The sequence below is a fragment of the Litorivita pollutaquae genome (assembly GCF_003205515.1).
Classification (GTDB): Bacteria; Pseudomonadota; Alphaproteobacteria; order Rhodobacterales; family Rhodobacteraceae; genus Litorivita; species Litorivita pollutaquae.
In genome coordinates this window covers 39,154-58,563 of record NZ_KZ826488.1, presented here as the reverse complement: position 1 = coordinate 58,563, position 19,410 = coordinate 39,154, and the positions used below count along the sequence as shown (strand labels likewise).

General features: G+C 58.7%; 20 protein-coding genes. 15 read left to right on the top strand and 5 right to left on the bottom strand.

The genetic code is table 11. From position 1 onward, the window contains the following. The first annotated feature begins 7 nt into the window (after positions 1-7). From DI396_RS13045 to DI396_RS13030, 4 genes are all read left to right on the top strand, one after another. A complete protein-coding gene (locus DI396_RS13045) occupies positions 8-790 on the top strand; it encodes an enoyl-CoA hydratase/isomerase family protein (protein WP_027238646.1) in 783 nt (260 codons plus the stop codon). 40 nt (positions 791-830) lie between these two features. Continuing rightward, positions 831-1,589, top strand: coding sequence for an electron transfer flavoprotein subunit beta/FixA family protein (locus DI396_RS13040; protein WP_027238647.1), 759 nt, complete (start codon positions 831-833; stop codon positions 1,587-1,589). Further along, complete coding sequence (locus DI396_RS13035) at positions 1,589-2,515, top strand: electron transfer flavoprotein subunit alpha/FixB family protein (protein WP_027238648.1); 927 nt, start codon at positions 1,589-1,591, stop codon at positions 2,513-2,515. The genes DI396_RS13040 and DI396_RS13035 overlap by 1 nt, the downstream gene beginning before the upstream one ends. A gap of 222 nt (positions 2,516-2,737) precedes the next feature. After that, positions 2,738-3,895: an acyl-CoA dehydrogenase family protein gene (locus DI396_RS13030; protein ID WP_110796655.1), complete on the top strand. Its 1,158-nt coding sequence runs from the start codon at positions 2,738-2,740 to the stop codon at positions 3,893-3,895. 21 nt (positions 3,896-3,916) lie between these two features. On the opposite strand, the gene DI396_RS13025 is transcribed toward DI396_RS13030, so the two are convergent. Continuing rightward, the gene (locus DI396_RS13025) at positions 3,917-5,083 is read right to left on the bottom strand and encodes a CaiB/BaiF CoA transferase family protein (protein WP_110796654.1); all 1,167 of its coding nucleotides are present in this window, start codon (positions 5,081-5,083) and stop codon (positions 3,917-3,919) included. Between the two features lie 28 nt (positions 5,084-5,111). Next, positions 5,112-6,257 (bottom strand): CaiB/BaiF CoA transferase family protein, encoded by a 1,146-nt coding sequence (locus DI396_RS13020; protein WP_110796653.1) that lies wholly within the window; start codon positions 6,255-6,257, stop codon positions 5,112-5,114. Positions 6,258-6,361: 104 nt separating this feature from the next. Between DI396_RS13020 and DI396_RS13015 the strand changes: the two genes are divergently transcribed. The 10 genes from DI396_RS13015 (at position 6,362) to DI396_RS12970 (ending at position 15,479) form a co-directional block, all read left to right on the top strand. Then, complete coding sequence (locus tag DI396_RS13015) at positions 6,362-6,739, top strand: Zn-ribbon domain-containing OB-fold protein (protein ID WP_027238498.1); 378 nt, start codon at positions 6,362-6,364, stop codon at positions 6,737-6,739. Between the two features lie 3 nt (positions 6,740-6,742). Beyond that, positions 6,743-7,894, top strand: a complete 1,152-nt coding sequence (locus tag DI396_RS13010; RefSeq protein ID WP_110796652.1) for a thiolase — start codon at positions 6,743-6,745, stop codon at positions 7,892-7,894. Positions 7,895-7,917: 23 nt separating this feature from the next. Next, a complete protein-coding gene (locus tag DI396_RS13005) occupies positions 7,918-8,775 on the top strand; it encodes a MaoC/PaaZ C-terminal domain-containing protein (RefSeq protein WP_204362855.1) in 858 nt (285 codons plus the stop codon). A 9-nt stretch (positions 8,776-8,784) separates the two neighbouring features. Further along, a complete protein-coding gene (locus DI396_RS13000) occupies positions 8,785-9,921 on the top strand; it encodes a CaiB/BaiF CoA transferase family protein (protein ID WP_110796651.1) in 1,137 nt (378 codons plus the stop codon). A 65-nt stretch (positions 9,922-9,986) separates the two neighbouring features. Further along, entirely contained in the window at positions 9,987-10,706 is a 720-nt protein-coding gene (locus DI396_RS12995; RefSeq protein WP_110796650.1) for a transglutaminase-like domain-containing protein, read from the top strand. Positions 10,707-10,759: 53 nt separating this feature from the next. Then, entirely contained in the window at positions 10,760-11,143 is a 384-nt protein-coding gene (locus DI396_RS12990) for a MaoC/PaaZ C-terminal domain-containing protein (RefSeq protein WP_235851870.1), read from the top strand. Continuing rightward, on the top strand, positions 11,140-12,264 hold the full coding sequence (locus DI396_RS12985; RefSeq protein WP_235851869.1) for an acyl-CoA dehydrogenase family protein: 1,125 nt from the start codon (positions 11,140-11,142) through the stop codon (positions 12,262-12,264). The genes DI396_RS12990 and DI396_RS12985 overlap by 4 nt, the downstream gene beginning before the upstream one ends. Beyond that, positions 12,261-13,412 carry an acyl-CoA dehydrogenase family protein gene (locus DI396_RS12980; RefSeq protein ID WP_110796648.1) on the top strand — a complete coding sequence of 384 codons (1,152 nt, stop codon included), beginning with the start codon at positions 12,261-12,263 and terminating at the stop codon, positions 13,410-13,412. The genes DI396_RS12985 and DI396_RS12980 overlap by 4 nt, the downstream gene beginning before the upstream one ends. 33 nt (positions 13,413-13,445) lie before the next feature. Next, complete coding sequence (locus tag DI396_RS12975; protein WP_027238506.1) at positions 13,446-14,255, top strand: enoyl-CoA hydratase/isomerase family protein; 810 nt, start codon at positions 13,446-13,448, stop codon at positions 14,253-14,255. 27 nt (positions 14,256-14,282) lie between these two features. Further along, positions 14,283-15,479 carry a phenylacetate--CoA ligase family protein gene (locus DI396_RS12970; RefSeq protein ID WP_235851868.1) on the top strand — a complete coding sequence of 399 codons (1,197 nt, stop codon included), beginning with the start codon at positions 14,283-14,285 and terminating at the stop codon, positions 15,477-15,479. A gap of 181 nt (positions 15,480-15,660) precedes the next feature. Here the strand turns inward: DI396_RS12970 and DI396_RS12965 are convergent, their stop codons facing one another. From DI396_RS12965 to DI396_RS12955, 3 genes are read right to left on the bottom strand one after another with little or no spacing between them, the layout of a single operon-like run. Continuing rightward, positions 15,661-16,827 carry an acyl-CoA dehydrogenase family protein gene (locus DI396_RS12965; RefSeq protein ID WP_110796646.1) on the bottom strand — a complete coding sequence of 389 codons (1,167 nt, stop codon included), beginning with the start codon at positions 16,825-16,827 and terminating at the stop codon, positions 15,661-15,663. Between the two features lie 16 nt (positions 16,828-16,843). Further along, the gene (locus DI396_RS12960) at positions 16,844-18,082 is read right to left on the bottom strand and encodes a thiolase family protein (protein WP_110796645.1); all 1,239 of its coding nucleotides are present in this window, start codon (positions 18,080-18,082) and stop codon (positions 16,844-16,846) included. A 15-nt stretch (positions 18,083-18,097) separates the two neighbouring features. Next, positions 18,098-18,886, bottom strand: a complete 789-nt coding sequence (locus DI396_RS12955; protein ID WP_235851867.1) for an enoyl-CoA hydratase/isomerase family protein — start codon at positions 18,884-18,886, stop codon at positions 18,098-18,100. Between the two features lie 94 nt (positions 18,887-18,980). On the opposite strand from DI396_RS12955, the gene DI396_RS12950 reads away from it, so the two are divergent. Beyond that, complete coding sequence (locus DI396_RS12950) at positions 18,981-19,406, top strand: CoA transferase (RefSeq protein ID WP_110796706.1); 426 nt, start codon at positions 18,981-18,983, stop codon at positions 19,404-19,406. The last annotated feature ends 4 nt before the right edge of the window (positions 19,407-19,410 follow it).

The following is a 19,410-nucleotide window of genomic DNA, read 5'->3' as shown; positions in this document are numbered from 1 at the left end:
GGCTGAAATGAGCGAACTTATTCGTCTGGAGCGGGACGGGCCGATTGGCATCCTGCGCTTTCTTGAGGCCAAGAAACGCAATCCGTACAGCATGGCTTTTGTTGAAGAACTGGTGGCGCATCTGCGCGATGCCGAGCGCGACGATACGATCCGTGCCGTGGTCATGACCGGCGGCGATCATTTCAGCAGTGGCGGCGACCTGGTCGGGTTCCAAGCCGAGATCGCCAAGGGAGCACGCGCCACGTCCGAAATGGTCGATCGGGTGCATGATGGCGGCCGCGCGGCCTATTTGTTCAAAAAGCCTTTGATTTCTGCTGTATGCGGCGTCGCTTTTGGCGCGGGCCTGAGCTTGGCCTTGTCGGCAGATATCGTTGTGGCTGCCGAAGATGCGCGACTGTGCGAAGTCTTCGCCCGCGTTGGCGGATGTCCCGACACCGGGTCGAGCTGGCTTTTGCAACAACGCGTCGGCGCCGGTGTGGCGCGGATGCTTGTTCTCACAGGTCGCGAGATCGACGGGATCACCGCAAAGGACCTGCGAGTTGTAGAAGAATGCGTGCCTGCAGATCAAGTCGAAGCGCGTGCGCTTGAAATCGCCCGCGAGATTGCCCAGCATCCGATGTTTGGTGTTCAAAGCGCCAAGCGGGTGATGCGCAGCACTGCAGAGTGCAACTATATCGAAGCGCTCGACATTGAGCGCGACGTGCAAAGCGTTCTACTCTGCGCCCATGATTTTCCCGAGGCCATGAAAGCGTTCTCGGAAAAACGAAAGCCTGAATTCAACGACCAATAAACCGGTCGCAACCATATCAAGAACTTTAAGGAGACCGCAAATGAAGGTGCTTGTGCCTGTCAAACGCGTGATCGATTATAACGTGAAAGTTCGCGTCAAAGCGGACGGATCGGGTGTCGATCTTGCCAATGTAAAAATGTCGATGAACCCTTTTGACGAGATTGCCGTCGAAGAGGCGATCAGCCTGAAAGAAGCCGGCAAGGCCGATGAGGTGGTTGCCGTCTCGATCGGTGTGAAGCAAGCGCAGGAAACCCTGCGCACAGCTTTGGCCATGGGTGCGGATCGCGCGATTTTGGTCGTGGCCGCCGATGACGTCCATCAGGATATCGAACCTCTGGCCGTTGCCAAGATCCTCAAAGCCATTGTCGACGAAGAGCAGCCGGGCCTTGTACTGTGCGGCAAACAGGCGATCGACAACGACATGAACGCCACCGGCCAAATGCTGTCGGCGCTTCTGGGCTGGTCGCAGGCGACCTTCGCCTCCGAAGTGGACATCGATGGCGACAATGCCAAGGTGACCCGTGAGGTTGACGGCGGCTTGCAAACGATTTCGGTCAAGATGCCCACCATCGTGACCGTCGATCTGCGCTTGAACGAACCGCGCTATGCCTCCTTGCCCAACATCATGAAGGCCAAGAAAAAGCCGTTGGACGAGAAAACCGCCGCCGATTACGGTGTCGATGTTTCGCCGCGTCTCGAAGTCATCAAGACCGCAGAGCCCGCCGAACGCTCGGCCGGTATCATGGTGGAATCGGTCGATGAACTGATTACGAAACTTAAAGAAGCGGGGGCTGTGTAATGGCTGTTCTTCTCCTTGCCGAAGTGACCAATGGCGAACTGGCGATGGATGCCACCGCCAAGGCCGTGACCGCCGCCAAGGCGATCGGTGATGTAACCGTTTTGTGCGCCGGCGCGTCTGCTGCCGCTGCGGGCGATGCGGCGGCCACCATCGATGGCGTGTCGAAAGTGTTGGTCGCCGAAGACGAAAGTCTCGGCCACCGTTTGGCGGAGCCGACTGCGGCGTTGATCGTAAGCCTTGCAGGCGATTACGAGCACATCGTTGCACCGGCCACCACGGACGCGAAAAACGTCATGCCGCGCGTCGCTGCGCTGTTGGATGTGATGGTATTGTCGGATGTGTCCGGTGTTGTCGATGGCACGACCTTTGAACGCCCGGTCTACGCGGGCAACGCGGTGCAGACCGTGAAATCGTCGGATGCAAAGAAAGTCATCACCTTCCGCACGTCGACCTTTGATGCGGCACCCACGGGCGGTTCGGCTTCGGTTGAAACCATTGGCGCCGCAGAGAACCCGGGCCTTTCGGAATGGGTTGAGGACAAAGTCGCCGAAAGCGACCGCCCCGAGCTCACCTCCGCCGGTATCGTTGTGTCGGGCGGCCGTGGCGTCGGCTCCGAAGAGGATTTCAAAATCATCGAAGCCTTGGCCGACAAGCTGGGCGCGGCAGTGGGTGCATCCCGTGCGGCGGTCGATTCCGGCTATGCCCCGAACGATTGGCAAGTGGGACAGACCGGCAAAGTCGTTGCGCCGGCTTTGTACATCGCGGCCGGTATTTCGGGTGCGATCCAGCACTTGGCCGGTATGAAAGATTCGAAAATCATCGTCGCGATCAACAAAGACGAAGAAGCCCCGATCTTTCAGGTTGCCGATTTCGGATTGGTCGCAGACCTCTTCGAGGCCGTGCCGGAACTGACCGAAAAACTCTAAATCGCGGTGGGCAAATGGGCCCGCAACAACAGATCGAAGGCCCGCCAAACTGGCGGGCCTTTTTTATGGTTGGAGCGTTTTCGCCCTGGGGCCAACCGCGCGGCGCCGGGGGCCGGTTTTGCGCAATATGACGCTCCGTCAGAGCAAGTATGCATCGTTGTCAAAAAACAAAACAGTTGTTAGATTTTCTATAATTCTCGTAATGTTCGGTAGGAAAACAACATGTCTTTGATTAAGAACTCCCCAAATTGGGCGACCGGTGAACACAAGATGTTCGCGGACAGCACCCGCAAGCTTTTTGATGCTGAAATGGCTCCGAACATTGATAAATGGGCAGAGCAAGGCATCGTCGATCGTGACTTCTGGACGACCGTTGGCGAACAGGGCGTCATGGGCGGATCCATTGACGAAGAGTACGGCGGGTTTGGTGGCGGCATCGGGTTCGATGCGATCACCGTCTATGAACAGGGCCGCACCGGTGACACCGGTTGGGGCTATGGCATTCAGACCATCGTGATCCATTACATCAACGCCTATGGCAGCGAAGAGCAGAAGAAAAAATGGTTGCCGAAGTTGATCAGCGGCGAGAACGTCGCGGCCATCGCCATGACCGAACCGGGAACGGGATCCGATCTTCAAAACGTCCAAACCCACGCGGAAAAAGACGGCAATCACTACAAGATCAACGGCTCGAAGATCTTCATCACCAACGGTCATACCGCAGATATCATCGTGGTCGTGGCCAAAACCGATCGCGGCGCCGGTGCCAAGGGTGTTTCGCTGATCGTTCTGGAAACCGAAGGCGCGGAAGGGTTCCGCCGTGGGCGCAACCTCAAGAAATTGGGCATGAAGGGTTCGGACACGGCAGAGCTGTTCTTTGAAGATGTGCGCGTGCCGACCTCAAACCTGCTTGGCGCCGAAGAAGGGCAGGGGTTTTATCAGTTGATGAAGCAACTGCCATGGGAGCGGCTGATGATCGGCATCACGGCGCTTGGCTTTATTGACTTCGCCATCGACGAAACCGTGAAATACGTTCAGGACCGCAAAGCCTTCGGCAGCCGGATCATGGATTTCCAAAACACCCGGTTCAAATTGGCCGAATGCAAGACCAAGGCCGAATTGCTGCGTAGCTTTGTCAATGATGGCATTGCGCGGCTTGAGGCCGGCGAATTGGATGCGGCCACAGCGTCCATGGCGAAATGGTGGGGCAGTCAGACCCAAAACGAGGTCATGCATGAATGCCTGCAACTGCACGGCGGTTACGGTTTCATGATGGAATACCCGATCGCGCGTCTTTATGCCGACAGCCGGGTGCAGATGATCTATGGCGGCACGAACGAGATCATGAAAGAATTGATCGCCCGGTCGATGGATATCTGATCGGTTCGGGACCGGGTGGGGTTAGGCCTTATCCGGTCCCAAAATCTCATCGCTGTGCTCTCCAAGGCGGGGGGCGGGGCGATAATCATGACGCGCCGGGGTTGCCGAGAAACGCACCGGCGGCTGCGTTGTCCAGATCCCCCCTTCGGTCGGGTGATCAACTTGCTGAAAGAAGCCGGTGGCTGCAAGATGCGGGTCGCTCGGCAGATCCGCCAGATTGCGCACTGGCATGGCGGGAATATCGGCGTCCTCCATCATCGCGAGCCAGTCATCGGTTGTCCGTGTCAGCGCAAGCTGCGCCACCATATCATAGACTGCGCCAATGTTGCGGCTGCGGACATCCATATCTGTGACCCAAGGGTGGTCGAGCATGTCATCGCGTCCGACGGCTTTGAAAAAACGCGCCCATTGCATGTTGGTGTAGGGGAGAAGCGTAATATAGCCATCTGCGGTCTGCACCGGACGGCGGTGCGGCACCAGCATACGCGCATAGCCGAAATCTTGCGGCTTTTCTTCGAATGTCGCCGCATCCATATGTTCAGCCAGCAGGAAGGATGCCAGCGTTTCAAACATCGGCACCTCGACATGCTGGGCTTCGCCCGTGCGTTCGCGGTGAAATAGCGCGGCCATAATGGCGTAGGCGGCGGTCACCCCGCCAAGCTTATCGGCGAGGATCGTCGGGGCGTATTCGGGCGCCGCCTCGGGGTCGCGTAGGGTTGCGAGGCTCGCCAAACCCGAAACCGATTGAACGATGTCGTCAAAGGCGGGCTTGGCGGCATAGGGTCCATCTTGACCGTAGCCGGTCGCGGAGACCGTGATCAGGTTCGGATTGGCGCGTCGCAAGCTGTCAGGGTCGAGCGACAGCCGCGCAAGCGCTGCGGGCCGGATGCTTGAAATCATCACATCGGCTTCGGCCAGAAGCTTTTGTAGCCGGTCGCGATCGGCTTGGGTTTTCAGATCGAGCACGACACTGCGCTTATTGCGGTTGGCGCCGAGAAAGGCCGCTCCCATCAATTTGTTGCGGGAGGGTTGGACTTGGCGCAAAAGATCGCCGTCCGGGCCTTCGACTTTGATGACATCGGCACCGAGATCACCGAGCATTTGCGTGGCCAACGGGCCGAATACCACTGACGTTAGATCGATGACCCTGACGCCATCAAGGATCGCAGGTTTCTGTGCGGATGTCATATGTGCGCGTGTCCTGTATTATGCTCGGTTATGACCGGGGTCCGAATTCGGCACGAATTGCCGTACCGTCGGCGTCGAAGGCCGGCGAGGGGCCCAATATGGGTGCGCCGCTGTTGCGCCGGATCGGCGGCGTCGGGACATTGATTTCGCCGGAGGGCGTGCCAATCGTGGACCTGTCGAGCTGCGGGTGGCCCGATAGGGAGGCCACATCGTTCACGGCTCCGGATGCGATCCCTGCGGCGTTCAGCCGTTCGAGCATTGCGGCGCGGTCATGTGACGCGAACTCGGCCTTGATGATTTTTTCGAGCGCGATCTTATTGTTCAGGCGCGAGGTGTTGTCATGGAACCGCGGGTCGGTCGCAAGGTCCGCGTCGCCGAGGATATGCGTGCAGAACCGATCCCATTCGCCGGAATGCTGCACGGCAACGACGACTTGCTCACCGTCGCCGCATTCATAGGCGCCATAGGGGCAGATCACCGTGTGGTTCAATCCAACACGCGGTGTCTCCTTGCCAAGATAGTCGTGATAGAGCAGGGGCACCGCCATCCAGTCGGCCATCACGTCGAACATTGCCACTGAAACACCGCTGCCTTTGCCGGTCTGGTCACGGCCGACCAAAGCTTCGCAGATGCCTGCGTGGGCTGTCATACCGGTGGCAATATCGCAGACCGAAACGCCAACCCGTCCGGGCCCGTCCGGTGTGCCGGTTACCGAGGCCAATCCGCTTTCACACTGCACCAACAGGTCATAGGCTTTGGCGTTTTTCATCGGGCCATCTTCGCCGTATCCGGTGATATCACAGGTGACGAGTCGCGGAAATTTTTCCCGTAAGGTGGCCGAATCGAGCCCGATCTTTGCCAGAGCACCCGGCAGCAGATTTTGAATGAAGACATCGGCATGTTCCAACATCTTCAACAAGATTTCGCGGTCTTCGGCGTCCTTGATGTCCAAGGCAATCGATTCCTTGCCCCGGTTCAGCCATGTGAAATAGGCGCTTTCGCCGTTCACTGCGGTGTCATAGGCGCGGGCAAAATCACCGGCGCCCTTGCGCTCGACCTTGATGACCCGCGCACCGGCATCGGCCAAACGAGACGAGCAGAAGGGGGCGGCGACCGCCTGTTCGAGCGCGACAACGAGTTTGCCCGCAAGGGCAGATGAATGTGAACCTGACATGAGTTTCTCGCAATTGATCCTAAGGGCTTGACTAATTCTAACATCTGTTAGAAATTTTATCAACACGGTTAGCCAGCTACCGGATCATTTGAAGGAGACCGCAGGTGCAGAACACCACAGGACCAGACCACGTTTTTCAGCGTGCCCTCGCCAATAACGAAATTCTGTTGCCCAAGTGTGATGACTGCGGCGCGTTTCACTTCTTTCCACGGGTTATGTGCCCGCATTGCCATAGCAGCGCGATTTCGTGGACCCCCGCCAGCGGCAAAGGCCGGGTTCATACCACCACTGTGGTGCGTCGCAAGCCCGAACGCGGTGGCGACTATAACATATGTATGGTCGAGCTGGAGGAAGGTGTTCGCATGATGAGCCGGGTCGAGGGGATCGCCCCCGGCGACGTTGCGATCGACATGGACGTGACCGCCTTTGTGGGCGAGGCCGACGGAGCGCCGGTCGTACTTTTCAAGCCGGTGGAGGAATAACCCATGACCAATGATCTTCGAGGAAAAACTGCCATTGTGGGCACCGGACACGCCGGGTTTGGCGAGGCACATGGTCTGACGGCCTATGATGTCATGGCGCAATCGGCGCTTGCGGCGCTTGGCGATGCCGGGCTGAAGCTGTCCGACGTTGACGGGCTGTTCTGCACCATGATGGAAGACAGCATGCCGGCCCTTATGGCGGCGGAATATCTGGGTATTCAGCCGCGCTTTATCGACGGCACCATGCTGGGCGGGTCGTCTTTCGTGAACTACCTGACATCTGCGAGCATGGCACTTGAGGCCGGTTTGTGTGATGTCGCGCTGATCGTGTACGGGTCGAACCAACGCACGGCGTCGGGGAAACTGGTGACGGCCTCGCGCCCGCCGGCCTATGAGGCGCCGTATAATCCGCGCTATCCGATTTCCGCCTATGCGATGGCGGCGGCACGGCACATGCATGAATATGGCACCACCCGCGAACAATTGGCCGATGTGGCCGTCTCGGCGCGGGCCTGGGCACAGCACAATCCCGAAGCGTTCGAGCGCGGTCCGTTGACCCGCGAAGACGTGTTGGGCGCGCGTATGGTCGGGGATCCGTTGACGGTGCGCGATTGCTGTCTGGTGACCGATGGCGGCGGTGCGATCGTCATGGTGCGGTCCGACCGCGCCAAGGATTTCCCCAAGGCGCCGGTTTATGTGTTGGGCAGCGCGGCGGAAAGTTCGCACCGGCAGATTTCGCAAATGAAAGATTTCACCGTGACGGCCGCGCGCGAGTCGGGTCAGCGTGCCTTTGAGGCGGCGGGCGTATCGCGCAGCGACATTCAGGCGGTGGAACTCTACGACGCCTTCACCATCAACACGATTTTGTTCCTCGAAGATCTCGGCTTCTGCGCCAAGGGCGAGGGCGGCGCCTTTGTCGAAGGCGGACGCATTGCGCCGGGCGGGGTTTTGCCGGTGAACACAAATGGCGGCGGGCTGTCTTGTGTGCATCCGGGCATGTACGGCATTTTCACCGTGATCGAGGCCGCGCGCCAAATTCGCGGCGATGCGCCCGGTATGCAGTTGAAGGACGTCGATCTGGCATTGGCTCATGGTAACGGCGGCGTGTTGTCGAGCCAGGTCACGGCCATTCTGGGGTCACAAAATACACTCTGAATGTAATCAAGGGAGGAAAGATTATGCCATTGGATTTCGAAGAACTGTCGAATTGGGACTTTGCAGAGATCGATCAGACGCTGACAGAGCGCGATACCATCCTATACGCGCTCGGGTTGGGGTTCGGTGAAGACCCAACCGACAAAAAGGAACTGGCCTACGTCTATGAGGACGGCCTGAAGGCGGTTCCGTCGATGGCGGTAACGATGGGATATCCCGGCTTTTGGCTGCGCGATCCCAAAACCGGTGTGAACTGGCAAAAAGTGCTGCATGGCGAGCAGTGGCTGGACATCTATAAGCCGCTGCCAACAAAGGGCCGGATTATCGGCCGGACCAAGATCGACTTCATCTCCGATAAGGGCGAAGGCAAAGGCGCGGTCATCTACCAAAGCCGCGATATCATTGATGCGGACACCGGCGACAAGCTGGCGCGCGTGGCGATGTCGGCGTTTTGTCGCGGCGATGGCGGGTTTGGCGGCGAGAACAAGGCTGGCCCTGCACCTGCGGCATTGCCGGATCGTGCGCCTGATCATGTTTGTGATATCGAAACCCTGCCGCGTCAGGCACTTATCTACCGTTTGAGCGGTGACTATAACCCGCTGCACGCGGATCCCGATGTTGCCCGTTCGGTCGGGTTTGATCGCCCGATCCTGCATGGTCTGGCGACTTATGGCCTTGCGGCACGTGCGATTTTGAAGTCCTCGCTTGATTATGATGCGTCCCGGCTTGTCGGTCTGGACGTGCGGTTCTCGGCACCGGTCTATCCGGGCGAAACCGTGCGGTTCGAGATTTGGGAAGAGGATGGCGAGGCACGGTTCCGTGCGTCGATCCCGGAACGCGAAGTCTTGGTGTTGAACAACGGCGCCGCGCGATTCGCGTAAGACAAGGGGATGTCACAGCCTCTTAAGGACATCCTCGTGCTGGATTTCAGCACCCTTCTCCCCGGCCCGATGGCGACGCTTATGCTCGCCGAGGCCGGGGCGGAGGTGATCAAGGTCGAGCGTCCCGTGACAGGCGAGGACGCGCGACACACCTCTCCGAAGATCGACGGCGAAAGCATTGGTTTTGCCGTTTTGAACCACGGCAAAAAATCGGTGGCCATCGATCTGAAGTCCGAGGACGCGCGCGCGATTCTGCGTCCCTTGCTTGAGAAGGCAGACGTTGTGGTTGAGCAATTCCGCCCCGGCGTGATGGATCGGCTCGGGTTCGGATATGAGGCGGTGCGCGCGATCAATCCGCGAATCATCTATTGTTCGATCACCGGATATGGTCAGACCGGACCAAAGGCCAAATCGGCGGGTCACGACATGAATTACGTCGGCGATGCGGGCGTCTTGTCGCTGAGCCGTGGGCCGGTGGATCAGCCCACCGCGCCCTTCGGGTTGGTCGCGGATGTCGGCGGCGGCACCTATCCTGCGGTCGTCAATATCTTGCTTGCTTTGATGGCGCGGCAACAGACCAACGAAGGGGTTCACCTCGATATTGCGATGTCCGAGGGCGCGTTTGCCTTTGCCTATTGGGCGCATGCGCAAGGCGTGATTGCCGGACAGGACATTGGCAGTGCATCCGCCCGTTTGACCGGTGGGCTTGCGCGTTACCGGCTTTATTCGGCGTCCGATGGTCGGCAGATTGCCGTCGGCGCGGTGGAAGAGAAATTTTGGCAAGCTTTTTGCGATGTTATCGGCCAACCGGAAGCGCTGCGCGATGATTGGAGCGACCCGGACGCATGTGCGGCAGAGGTTGCGCGCCGCCTGGGAAGTCAGCCGTCCACGCATTGGGAGCCATTGCTGATTGCTGCTGATTGTTGTTGTTCTGTGGTGAAAACCCCTGCCGAAGCGGCGCGGGATCCGCATTTCACCGCGCGCGGCGTGTTCGACCGGACGTTGAACATTGCCGGTCAGGAGGTGCCAGCCCTTCCTTTGCCCATCGCGCCGGAATTCCGTTCGCCCGCAGGTTCTGCCGGTCGCGCGGCCACTTTGGGAGAGGACAATGTCCGCTTTGGCGCGGATTTGCGCGACAGAGAATGAATCTCGTTGACGGGCAGGTTTTCAGTCATTAATCTAACACTTGTTAGAAAACGAGGGAGGAAATAATGGTGCAGTCGAAAGATGACCTGCCGGCAGAAGCGGAACGCTATGTCATGCCGTCGCATTACGTCGAGAGCGACAGCCTTGAAGTGCAAGGTTTCGTGTCGTCCGCATTGCGCGAGCTTGCTGCGGATGCCTCCGATCGAGACAAGGCGATTCGTCTGTTTGAGGCGGTGCGCGACGATATCCGTTATGACCCCTATTGTTTTGCGCTGGATGAGGATTCTTATCGCGCCAGCCGCATTGCCGGAGCCGAAGCCGCGTTCTGCGTGCCCAAGGCCATTCTCCTTGCCGCCTGTTTGCGGGCGGTCGGTATTCCCGCCGCTTTGGGGTTTGCGGATGTGCGTAACCACCTGAACACGCCCAAGCTGCAAGAGCTGATGGAAACCGATCTGTTTATTTATCACGGCTACGTTCAATTGTGGTTGGGTGACGAAACCTACAAGGTCACGCCTGCCTTCAACATGGAGCTTTGTGAACGGTTCGGGGTCAAGCCATTGGTCTTTGACGGGTATCATGATGCCTTGTTCCACGAGTTCGACGAACAGGACCACCGTCACATGGAATATGTGAATGATCGGGGCCTGTATTTCGATGCGCCGATGGAAGAGTTCCTGATCGCCTTCAAAGAAACCTACCCGAAACTGGAAGAGTTCAACCGCGTGCGCATCGCCAAGGATTCCAGCGGCTATGATGCCGGTTTCTCGAAGGAGGGGACATCTTGAAGTATCTTGATGACTTTTCCGCAGGTCAGGTTTTTCACTTTACCAGCGCCCCGATGAGCGCAGAGGCGATCAAAGCCTTCGCCCATGAGTGGGACCCGCAACGGCTGCACACCGATGAAGATTACGCCGCCACCATTCATGGCAGTTTGATCGCTTCGGGTTTTCAGACCATGCTTGAGGTTTTCAAGCCCATCATGACGGAATTTATGATCGATGTTGCCAATATTGGCGGCATGGGCTTCGACAATCTGCGCTGGCTGCGGCCGGTTCGGCCGGATGAACCTCTTGAAGTCGAAATGAAAATCAATTCGGTGACACCGTCAAAAAGCAAGCCTGACCGCGGCGTTTTGCACTATACGCTGAGCGCCAAAAACCCCAAGGGCGAGGTCGTTTTTACAACCGACACGCCCGTTATGATCCAGCGAAAACAAACATGACACAGACTGATATGCTTTCCAGCGACCAAGAAGACCTTCGCATGCTGCGTGAGAGCGCGCGCACCCTGTTTGAGCGCGCCGGCGGCAGCGGAAGATCCAGAAAATTACGCGATGCCGATGGCGGATGGGACGCGGATATGATCCGTGAACTGGCCGAGGCCGGCGTTTTCGGCGTGACCGTTCCCGAAGACAATGGCGGGCTTGGCATGGGTCTGGCGGCCGGTGGCGTTATCGCCGAAGAAGTCGGCCGTGTGATCGCGCCGGAGCCGGTGGTGGTGACCGTCGGGTTGAGCCTTGGCCTTCTGCGCCGGCTTTGCCCCGATCATGCCAAGATGGAACAACTTGTCGGCGGGACCACCGTTCTGGCCGTTGCATGGCAAGAACGCGGGCCGAATGGCGGTCCCGCCGAGGCGACCTGCCGCTACGCTGACGGAAAACTGACCGGCAGCAAGGCTTGGGTGGTTGGCGCAGTTGGGGCCGATGGTTTTCTGGTCGTGGCCGACAGCGACGCCGGGCCGGTTCTGGTTCTGGCAGAGGCCAAAGCAAGCGGATTGTCCTTGGAAAAAAGCCCGCAGGCCGATGGCAGCGCGATGGGCGAGCTTTCGTTCTCGGGCACGCCAGCAGAGCAGCTTGCCGATGGTGCCGCGGTGCAGGACGCCCTTGCCGATGCGGTCAGCGATGCCACGGCTCTTGCCGCCGCCGAGCTCGTCGGGCTCAGCGATCGCGCCTTTGAAATCACCTTGGATTACATCAAGACCCGCGAACAATTCGACAAACCGATCGGGTCGTTTCAGGTTATCCAACACCGTGCGGTGGACTTGCATGTGATGCGCGAAGTCGCCCAAGCGGGCGTTCGCGAAGCCCTGGCGCAAATGGACAGCGAAGCCGATCCAAAGATCCGCGCGCGTCTCGCCAGCCGTGCCAAGGCGCGTGCCGTGAGGGCCGCGAAAAAAATCACCCGCGATTCCATCCAGTTGCACGGGGCGGTCGGCTATACCGACGAGTTCGATATCGGACTTTACCTGAACCGGGCGCTGGTGCTGTCGGCTTGGTTGGGCGATGACGCCTATCACCGGCGGATGTGGTTTGATGCGCGCGAAGAAGAAGGGGCAGCACAATGACTGATTGGAACGCAATGAGCGACGCGGAGTTCCGCAAGGAAGTGCGTGGGTTCTTCGAAGCGGAATATCCCGAAGAGTTGCGCCATCTGCCGCACCGTCCGAAATTTGCCGAGATCGAGCATTGGCATGTCAAGCTGCACGCCAAAGGCTGGGTCGCGCCTGCGTGGCCTGCGGAATTTGGTGGCATGGGCCTGAACGCCGCTAAGTTGTTGATTTTCTACGAAGAACAGCAGCGTTGGGGCGTGAACCGTGGCCGCGACATGGGCATTCAAATGGTTGGCCCGCTGATCATCAAATTCGGCACCCAAGAGCAAAAAGATTATTGGCTTCCGCGTATCCTGAGCTGCGAAGACATCTGGTGCCAAGGCTATTCCGAACCCGGTGCCGGCTCTGATCTGGCCAATCTGCGCACCCGCGCAGACATTGAGGGCGACGAGTTTGTCATCAACGGTCAGAAAATCTGGACCACGATGGCGCATGACGCCACGCATATCTTCATGTTGGTGCGCACCGATCCGGATGCCCCGAAGAAACAGCAAGGGATCAGCTTCTTGCTGGCACCGATGGATCAACCGGGCGTCGAAGTGCGCACGATCACTACATTGTCGGGCGAAACGGAATTCTGCGAGGTGTTCTTTGACAACGCCCGCACGCCGAAAGCCAACCTTGTTGGCGAGCTGAACAAAGGCTGGACCATGGCCAAGGCGCTGTTGAGCTTTGAGCGTATCTTCATCGGTTCGCCCAGCTTGGCGCAGAACGCGCTTGGGCAGCTTGAAAGCTTTGCCCGTGGCCGCGGTGCCTTTGACGATCCGGTATTCCGCGACCGTTTTGCGCAGGCCGCTCTCGACGTTGAGGATCACGCTGCGCTCTATGGCCGTTTTGCGGACCAACTCAAACGGGGCGAAACCCTCGGCGCGGATGTCTCGATGCTCAAGATTTGGGTGACCGAGTGTTTCCAACGCATCACCGAATTGATGATCGAGGCGGCTGGCCCTGATGGCGGCACCATCGGCCCGCTTCAGGTCGGTAATGTCAACGTTGATGTCTTGGCGAGCTTTTACAAGGCCCGCCCAACAACGATCTACGGTGGATCCAACGAGATCCAGCGCAACATCCTTTCCAAGGCCGTCCTCGGATTGCCTGGTTAAACCCGCACTGACATCTGATAGAGGAAGTAAGATATGTCTGATCGCTATGCAAAGTACCACAAGATGAAGTTCGACTACCCGGCGGATCGCGTTTTGCGCATCACGTTCGACCGGCCAGAGTCGTTCAATTCCGTTGACGCGGAAACCCACACCCAGATGACCGATATGTGGATCGACATCGACCGCGACCCCGATATCAACGCGGTGATCGTAACCGGTGCGGGCAAAGCCTTCTCCGCAGGCGGCGATTTCAGCCTGATCGAAAACATGATCGGCAACTCGCATGAGATCATGAAAACGTGGAAAGAGGCCAAAGACCTCGTCTACAACATCATCAACTGCAACAAGCCGATCATTTCGGCCATCAACGGCCCGGCTGCGGGCGCGGGTCTTGTTGTCGCTATTCTCGCGGACATCTCGATTGCCGGCAAACGTGCCAAAATCGTCGATGGTCACCCGCGCTTGGGTGTTGCCGCCGGTGACGTTGCTGCGATCATCTGGCCGCTGCTGACCTCGATGGCCAAAGCGAAATACTACCTGATGACCTGCAAGCCGGTGTCTGGCGAAGAAGCAGAGCGCATCGGTCTCGTTTCGATGTGCGTCGAAGACGAAGAGCTGCAGCAAACCGCTTTGGATACAGCTGTTGAGCTGGCCAATGGATCGCAAAGCGCCATCCGTTGGACCAAGTATTCGCTGAACAACTGGCTGCGCCAGGCAGGCCCGATTTTCGACGCTTCGACCGCGTTGGAAATGCTCGGCTTCATGGGCGAAGACGTGAAGGAAGGCGTGTTGTCGCACCGCGAGAAACGCGCACCGAACTTCCGCAAAGACTGCCCGCTCTAAGCAACACAAGGTCAAGGAGGCATAGATATGTCCGTAAACATCTACAAAGACATCGCGCAAACCTATGCCGCAGCGGCCGAAAAGGCACCGGGTCTAAAGACCCGGTTTGCGGCTGCCGGATTCGATCCGGCAGCCGTTGAATCGCTGGCGGATCTATCGAGTCTGCCGGTGATGAAAAAAGAAGAACTCCTGAAGATTCAGCGTGAAAAGCCCCCCTTTGGCGGGTTTCTCGGCGCGGACCTGAAGGACATCGGGCGGATTTATGTGTCCCCCGGCCCTATTTTTGAACCCTCGCTTTCCGGCATCGGTGGGCATGGGCTTGATCTGCTGTTCAAAGCCGCAGGCGTCGGCGCAGGCGACGTTATCCTGAACACATGGATGTATCACCTCGTACCGGCGGGGCTGTTGTTTGATGAAGCCGCGCAGGCCGCAGGCGCCACGGTCATTCCCGGCGGTGTTGGCAATACCGAGCTTCAGGCGCAGATCATCGTCGAAACCGGCGTGACCGCGATTTGTGCCTCGACGGCGTTTTTCCTGACACTCGCGGATAAGGTGATCGAAATCTATGGCCGCGACGCATGGAAGGTCAAAACCGCCTTCCTTGGCGGCGAAATGGGCGACTGGATGGCCAAACGCCGCCGGATTGAGGCGGACTATGGCGTGTCGACCTGGGCGGCCTATGCCACCGCCGATCTGGGTCTTGTGGCCTATGAGGACGGCGGCGAAGGTTATGTGGTGCATCCCGACCGCGTGGTGCAAATCTGCGATCCGGTCAGCGGCGCTCCGGTGGACCAAGGCGAGCCGGGCGAGGTTGTTGTCACCGCCTGTGATGCGACATGGCCGATGATCCGGTTTGGCACCGGCGACAGTGCCTTTGCGCTGGAAAGCAACGAAGATGGCAGCGTCAAACGCGTTTCCGCGTTGCAAGGGCGCGTCGGCGCGGCGGTTAAAGTGCGCGAGATATTCGTCTATCCGCGCGTGGTCGAGGAAGTTGTCATCGCCACACCGGGTGCCAAGGCGGCGCAGGCCGTGGTGACGCGCGAGAACGACCGCGATATGATCCGCATTTCGCTGGTCCTTGAAGAGGGCGCATCGGCGTCTGATGCGGAAACCTCCGCCGCAGAGGCTTTCAAATTGCATGCAAGAATTCGCGCCGATGAGGTGGCTGTCGTCGCCGAGCTGCCGGAAAATGCAGATTTGATCATCAATCAAAAAGACAACTGAGACCGTTCCCGAAATATATGGGCGTTCAGAAGTTGGAATAGAAACGGGCGGCAGGGAAACCTGCCGCCCGTTTTCGTTTAATACCGCGCCGCGTATCCTGTGCGATATGATTTCGCGGGTGAAAACCATACGGCACTGGTCGCCATGATAGGTGACCAATGCCGCAGGAAACCGGCCCTTTTTAGAACGCGCTCAAACCCGTCAGGTTTCGCCCGATAACCAATTTTTGGATCTCGGTGGTGCCATCCGGGATCGGCATGACCTTGGCATTGCGGAAGTGCCGCTCAACGGGGAACTCTTTGGTGATGCCGTTGCCGCCGTGGATTTGAACCGCTTTGCCGGCGATTTCGACGGCCATTTCCGTCGCATACCATTTCGCCATCGAGGTTTGGGTGTCACAGCGCACGCCGAGATCCAAAAGTTGCAACCCACGCTGGCACAACAGCCGCGCAGCGTCGAGTTGGGTCGCCATGTCGGCAAGATAGCCTTGGATCAACTGGTGCCCGCCGATGGGCTTGCCGTGCTGCTCGCGTTCTTGGGCATATTTCACCGCACATTCGAGCGCCGCCTGACCAATCCCGATGCTGGTCAACCCGACGAAAACGCGCGCACTTTCGAACAGCTTCAAGGTCTGGAACAGACCGCCACCGGAGTTGCCGAGAACATGATCGGCAGTGGTTTCGGCCTTGTCGAAGAACAATTCGCAGGTCGATGCGCCCACAAGGCCCATCTTGCGCAGCTCGCGGCTTTCATAGCCGCCCTTGTCGCGATCGACGATGACCATGGAAATCCCGTCATCGAGATTGCAAACCACGATGGCAAAATCCGATTGCGCGCCGTTGGAAATCCAAAGCTTCTGTCCGGTGACAAAAATCTTGTCGCCCACACGTTCCGCACGGGTCTTGACCTCGCGCACGTTGGAGCCGACCTCCGGTTCGGAAATGCAGGTGGCGCAGATGCGTTCACTGCGCAACAGCGGCTTGAGGTAGGCCTCTTTTTGCGCGGCATCGCCCAGAAGGTTGACCGCAAACACGGCGTGGCCTTGGATCAGAACCGCAATCGCCAGATCCGCCCAGATACGGGCCAGTTCTTCGTAAAGGATGCCGTAGGTCATCCGGTCGATGCCCGCACCGCCGGCTTCTTCGGGGATCAGGCCGCTGATCAACCCGAATTCCTCGACCTTGGCAAACAAGGATTTCAGGGTGTCTGCATCGGGCGGGTGACCGAGTTTTTCATATTTCTCGGCCAGCGGAGCGAACTCCGCCTCGGCCATTTTGCGAAAGTTTTCCAGCAACATGCGTTGCTCGTCTGTGTAAATTGCCTGAGCGGCAGCGATCACATTTTCCATTTTTCTTTTCCTTGTTTCAGCGACCTAGAATGGTGACGCAGGCGGCGGCTTCTTCGACACCGTGCAGACCACCACCGTTTTCGGCAATGGCGTTTTGTGCGCCTTCGACCTGACGTGCGCCGGCTTCGCCGCGCAGCTGTGTGACCAGCTCAAACACCTGTCCGATTCCGGTGGCACCGACAGGGTGCCCTTTGGATTCGAGCCCGCCCGAGGGGTTCACGGGAATGCGCCCGCCGATGCTGGTTTCGCCGCGCAGGCTGGCCGGTCCGCCGTCGCCAAACTCGACAAAGCCGAGGTTCTCGATCTGGATGACCTCGCCCACGGCTGTGGCGTCATGCACCTCGGCGACCGACATGTCTTCCGGGCCAAGTCCCGCCTGTTCATAGGCTTGAAGCGCGGCAAGGCGGGTCAGGTGGTTTTTGTAGTCCTCGGGCGGACGGTCGGTGCCCGAGCGCAGGATCGCGGCCTTGACCTTGATCGCGCGGGCGGGATCAAGACCCATCCGTTTGAGCCCTTCGCCGGTGCACAAAATTGCCGCTGCCGCACCGTCCGAGATTGGCGCGCACATCGGCAGGGTCAGCGGGTAGGTGATCGGCGGCGCGTTCAGAACCTGTTCGATGGTCATCGCATCGCGATATTGCGCCAACGGGTTATGCGCAGAATGCGCGTGGTTCTTGGCAGAAACGGCGGCAAACTGTTCCTGCGTGGTGCCGAAGGTCTTCATGTGCAGCCGTGCAAAACCGGCATAGACGTCCATGAACACGCTATAGGGTTTCGGCGATTTCGATCCTTCGGGTTCCTCGATACCAGCGCCCAGATCGGCAAGCCGCTGTGCGACTTCTTCGCCGTTGCTGACGTCCCAACCGCTGTCAAAGGCGGAAAACATCAACGCGCGGTCGTCGGAATACATCTTCTCGGCACCGACAGCCAAACAGCAATCGCCATTGCCCGCCTTAAGGAAATCCACCGCCAGCTTGAAGCCGGTCGAGGCGCTGGCGCAGGCGTTTTCGACATTCACCACCGGAATGCCCTGAATGCCCATTTCGCGCAGCGCGATTTCGCCGCGGATCATGTGCTGACCTTCCATATGGCCCTGTACCGCGTTCGAGAAAAACGCGCCATCAATGCGATCTGCCGCCACGCCAGAGTCAGCCAAAGCTGCGGCGACAGCCTCGCCCGTCATATCCTTGATGGTCTTGTCCCGAAATTTCCCGAACGGCGTCATCCCGACGCCTACAACGTAAATATCCTGCATTTTGCAGTCTCCTATTTAGTAACCGCGAAACTGCGGTTTGCGTTTTTCATTGAATGCTGTCAGTCCTTCGAGCATGTCCCAGGAGCGCATGTGTGCGCGCAGGTTCAGCATTTCTTCGGACAGGGCGGCGGCTTCGTCGACATTCAAGGATCGGTTTGCGACCGTCTTCATGCGGCGCAACACGGCGGGGCTTTTGTCCGCGATCCGGTCGGTGAAGGCTTGCACGGCGTCGCGCAATTCTGCGTCCGGCACGACCTTGTTGACCAATCCCCAATCCATCATCTCACGGGCCGAAATGTTTTCGCCCGAGAACAGAAGGTATTTGGCACGGTTCAACCCGATCCGGCGTGGCAGGATTGCCGCCCCACCTGCGCCGGGGAAGACGCCGAAATTGGAATGCGCATCACCCATTTGCGCGCTTTCGGCGGCAAAGACCAAATCGCAGGCCATCACCATTTCCAGACCGCCCGCCATCGCCAACCCGTTCACGGCGGCGATCACTGGCTTGGGGCCATGACGCATCAGACCAAAGGTATGATCGACAAGATCAAGCAGATCCGGCTCGCCGGGTTCATGTTTGGCACCGGCGACTTCTTTGAGGTCGGCACCGGCGCAGAACGCCCGTCCCGATCCGGTCAGGACAATGGCGCGCACGCCGTCGTCGGCAATTGTGGCCTCTAACGCTGCGGTCATTTCGCGCAACATCTGTGTCGACATCGCGTTCAACTGCTCGGTGCGCAGGAAGGTGATCCATTCGGTTCGCCCGATGCGTTCCACGGATAGGGTTTTCGGTGTTTCAGTCATGTTAAGCTCCTGAAATATAGTGGTTTATTTTGAATTTTTGGTTACTTTCCACGTCGGGTTGCGCTGCTATGAGGTGGACTCGGACGCGGAAGAAATGACAGTTGGAGATCGATATGAGCACTGCACCGCCGGACAGCCGGGACAGATGCCGGTCTTGCCTTTGGCCGATGTTGGCGCGGCGCTGTTCGCGGCCATCGCGATCCTGTCGGGCCAACGCACGGGGCAGGGGCGTTGCGTCGATGTCTCCATGTCCAATGGGGCGGTGTCGATGCGCACGGCATTTTTGATTCCGGCGGCGAACGGCACCGCATTGGGCAAGTTCATCGCCGAACCGGCTTACGGTGTCTTCACCTGTAAGGGTGGCGAGTTGATGACCCGGTCCTTCGCGCATGATGGCGGCAAGGCCGAAACCTTCTTGGTGCAACCGTTGAAGTGCGCGGGTTTTGAATCCCTGATCTCTGGTGTGCCGCCTGAGATCAGGGCGGATAATGAAAGCGTCGTTATGGGCGGCTCCGACTAACGGA

Coding starts and splice junctions, on each gene's coding strand:
- DI396_RS13045 (WP_027238646.1), top strand. CDS start 8: ATGAGCGAACTTATTCGTCTGGAGCGGGACGGGCCGATTGGCATCCTG.
- DI396_RS13035 (WP_027238648.1), top strand. CDS start 1,589: ATGGCTGTTCTTCTCCTTGCCGAAGTGACCAATGGCGAACTGGCGATG.
- DI396_RS12955 (WP_235851867.1), bottom strand. CDS start 18,886: ATGACTGAAACACCGAAAACCCTATCCGTGGAACGCATCGGGCGAACC.
- DI396_RS13010 (WP_110796652.1), top strand. CDS start 6,743: ATGACCAATGATCTTCGAGGAAAAACTGCCATTGTGGGCACCGGACAC.
- DI396_RS12995 (WP_110796650.1), top strand. CDS start 9,987: ATGGTGCAGTCGAAAGATGACCTGCCGGCAGAAGCGGAACGCTATGTC.
- DI396_RS13040 (WP_027238647.1), top strand. CDS start 831: ATGAAGGTGCTTGTGCCTGTCAAACGCGTGATCGATTATAACGTGAAA.
- DI396_RS13020 (WP_110796653.1), bottom strand. CDS start 6,257: ATGTCAGGTTCACATTCATCTGCCCTTGCGGGCAAACTCGTTGTCGCG.
- DI396_RS12980 (WP_110796648.1), top strand. CDS start 12,261: ATGACTGATTGGAACGCAATGAGCGACGCGGAGTTCCGCAAGGAAGTG.
- DI396_RS12965 (WP_110796646.1), bottom strand. CDS start 16,827: ATGGAAAATGTGATCGCTGCCGCTCAGGCAATTTACACAGACGAGCAA.
- DI396_RS13025 (WP_110796654.1), bottom strand. CDS start 5,083: ATGACATCCGCACAGAAACCTGCGATCCTTGATGGCGTCAGGGTCATC.
- DI396_RS12950 (WP_110796706.1), top strand. CDS start 18,981: ATGACAGTTGGAGATCGATATGAGCACTGCACCGCCGGACAGCCGGGA.
- DI396_RS12985 (WP_235851869.1), top strand. CDS start 11,140: ATGACACAGACTGATATGCTTTCCAGCGACCAAGAAGACCTTCGCATG.
- DI396_RS12960 (WP_110796645.1), bottom strand. CDS start 18,082: ATGCAGGATATTTACGTTGTAGGCGTCGGGATGACGCCGTTCGGGAAA.
- DI396_RS12975 (WP_027238506.1), top strand. CDS start 13,446: ATGTCTGATCGCTATGCAAAGTACCACAAGATGAAGTTCGACTACCCG.
- DI396_RS13030 (WP_110796655.1), top strand. CDS start 2,738: ATGTCTTTGATTAAGAACTCCCCAAATTGGGCGACCGGTGAACACAAG.
- DI396_RS13005 (WP_204362855.1), top strand. CDS start 7,918: ATGCCATTGGATTTCGAAGAACTGTCGAATTGGGACTTTGCAGAGATC.
- DI396_RS13000 (WP_110796651.1), top strand. CDS start 8,785: ATGTCACAGCCTCTTAAGGACATCCTCGTGCTGGATTTCAGCACCCTT.
- DI396_RS12990 (WP_235851870.1), top strand. CDS start 10,760: ATGAGCGCAGAGGCGATCAAAGCCTTCGCCCATGAGTGGGACCCGCAA.
- DI396_RS12970 (WP_235851868.1), top strand. CDS start 14,283: ATGTCCGTAAACATCTACAAAGACATCGCGCAAACCTATGCCGCAGCG.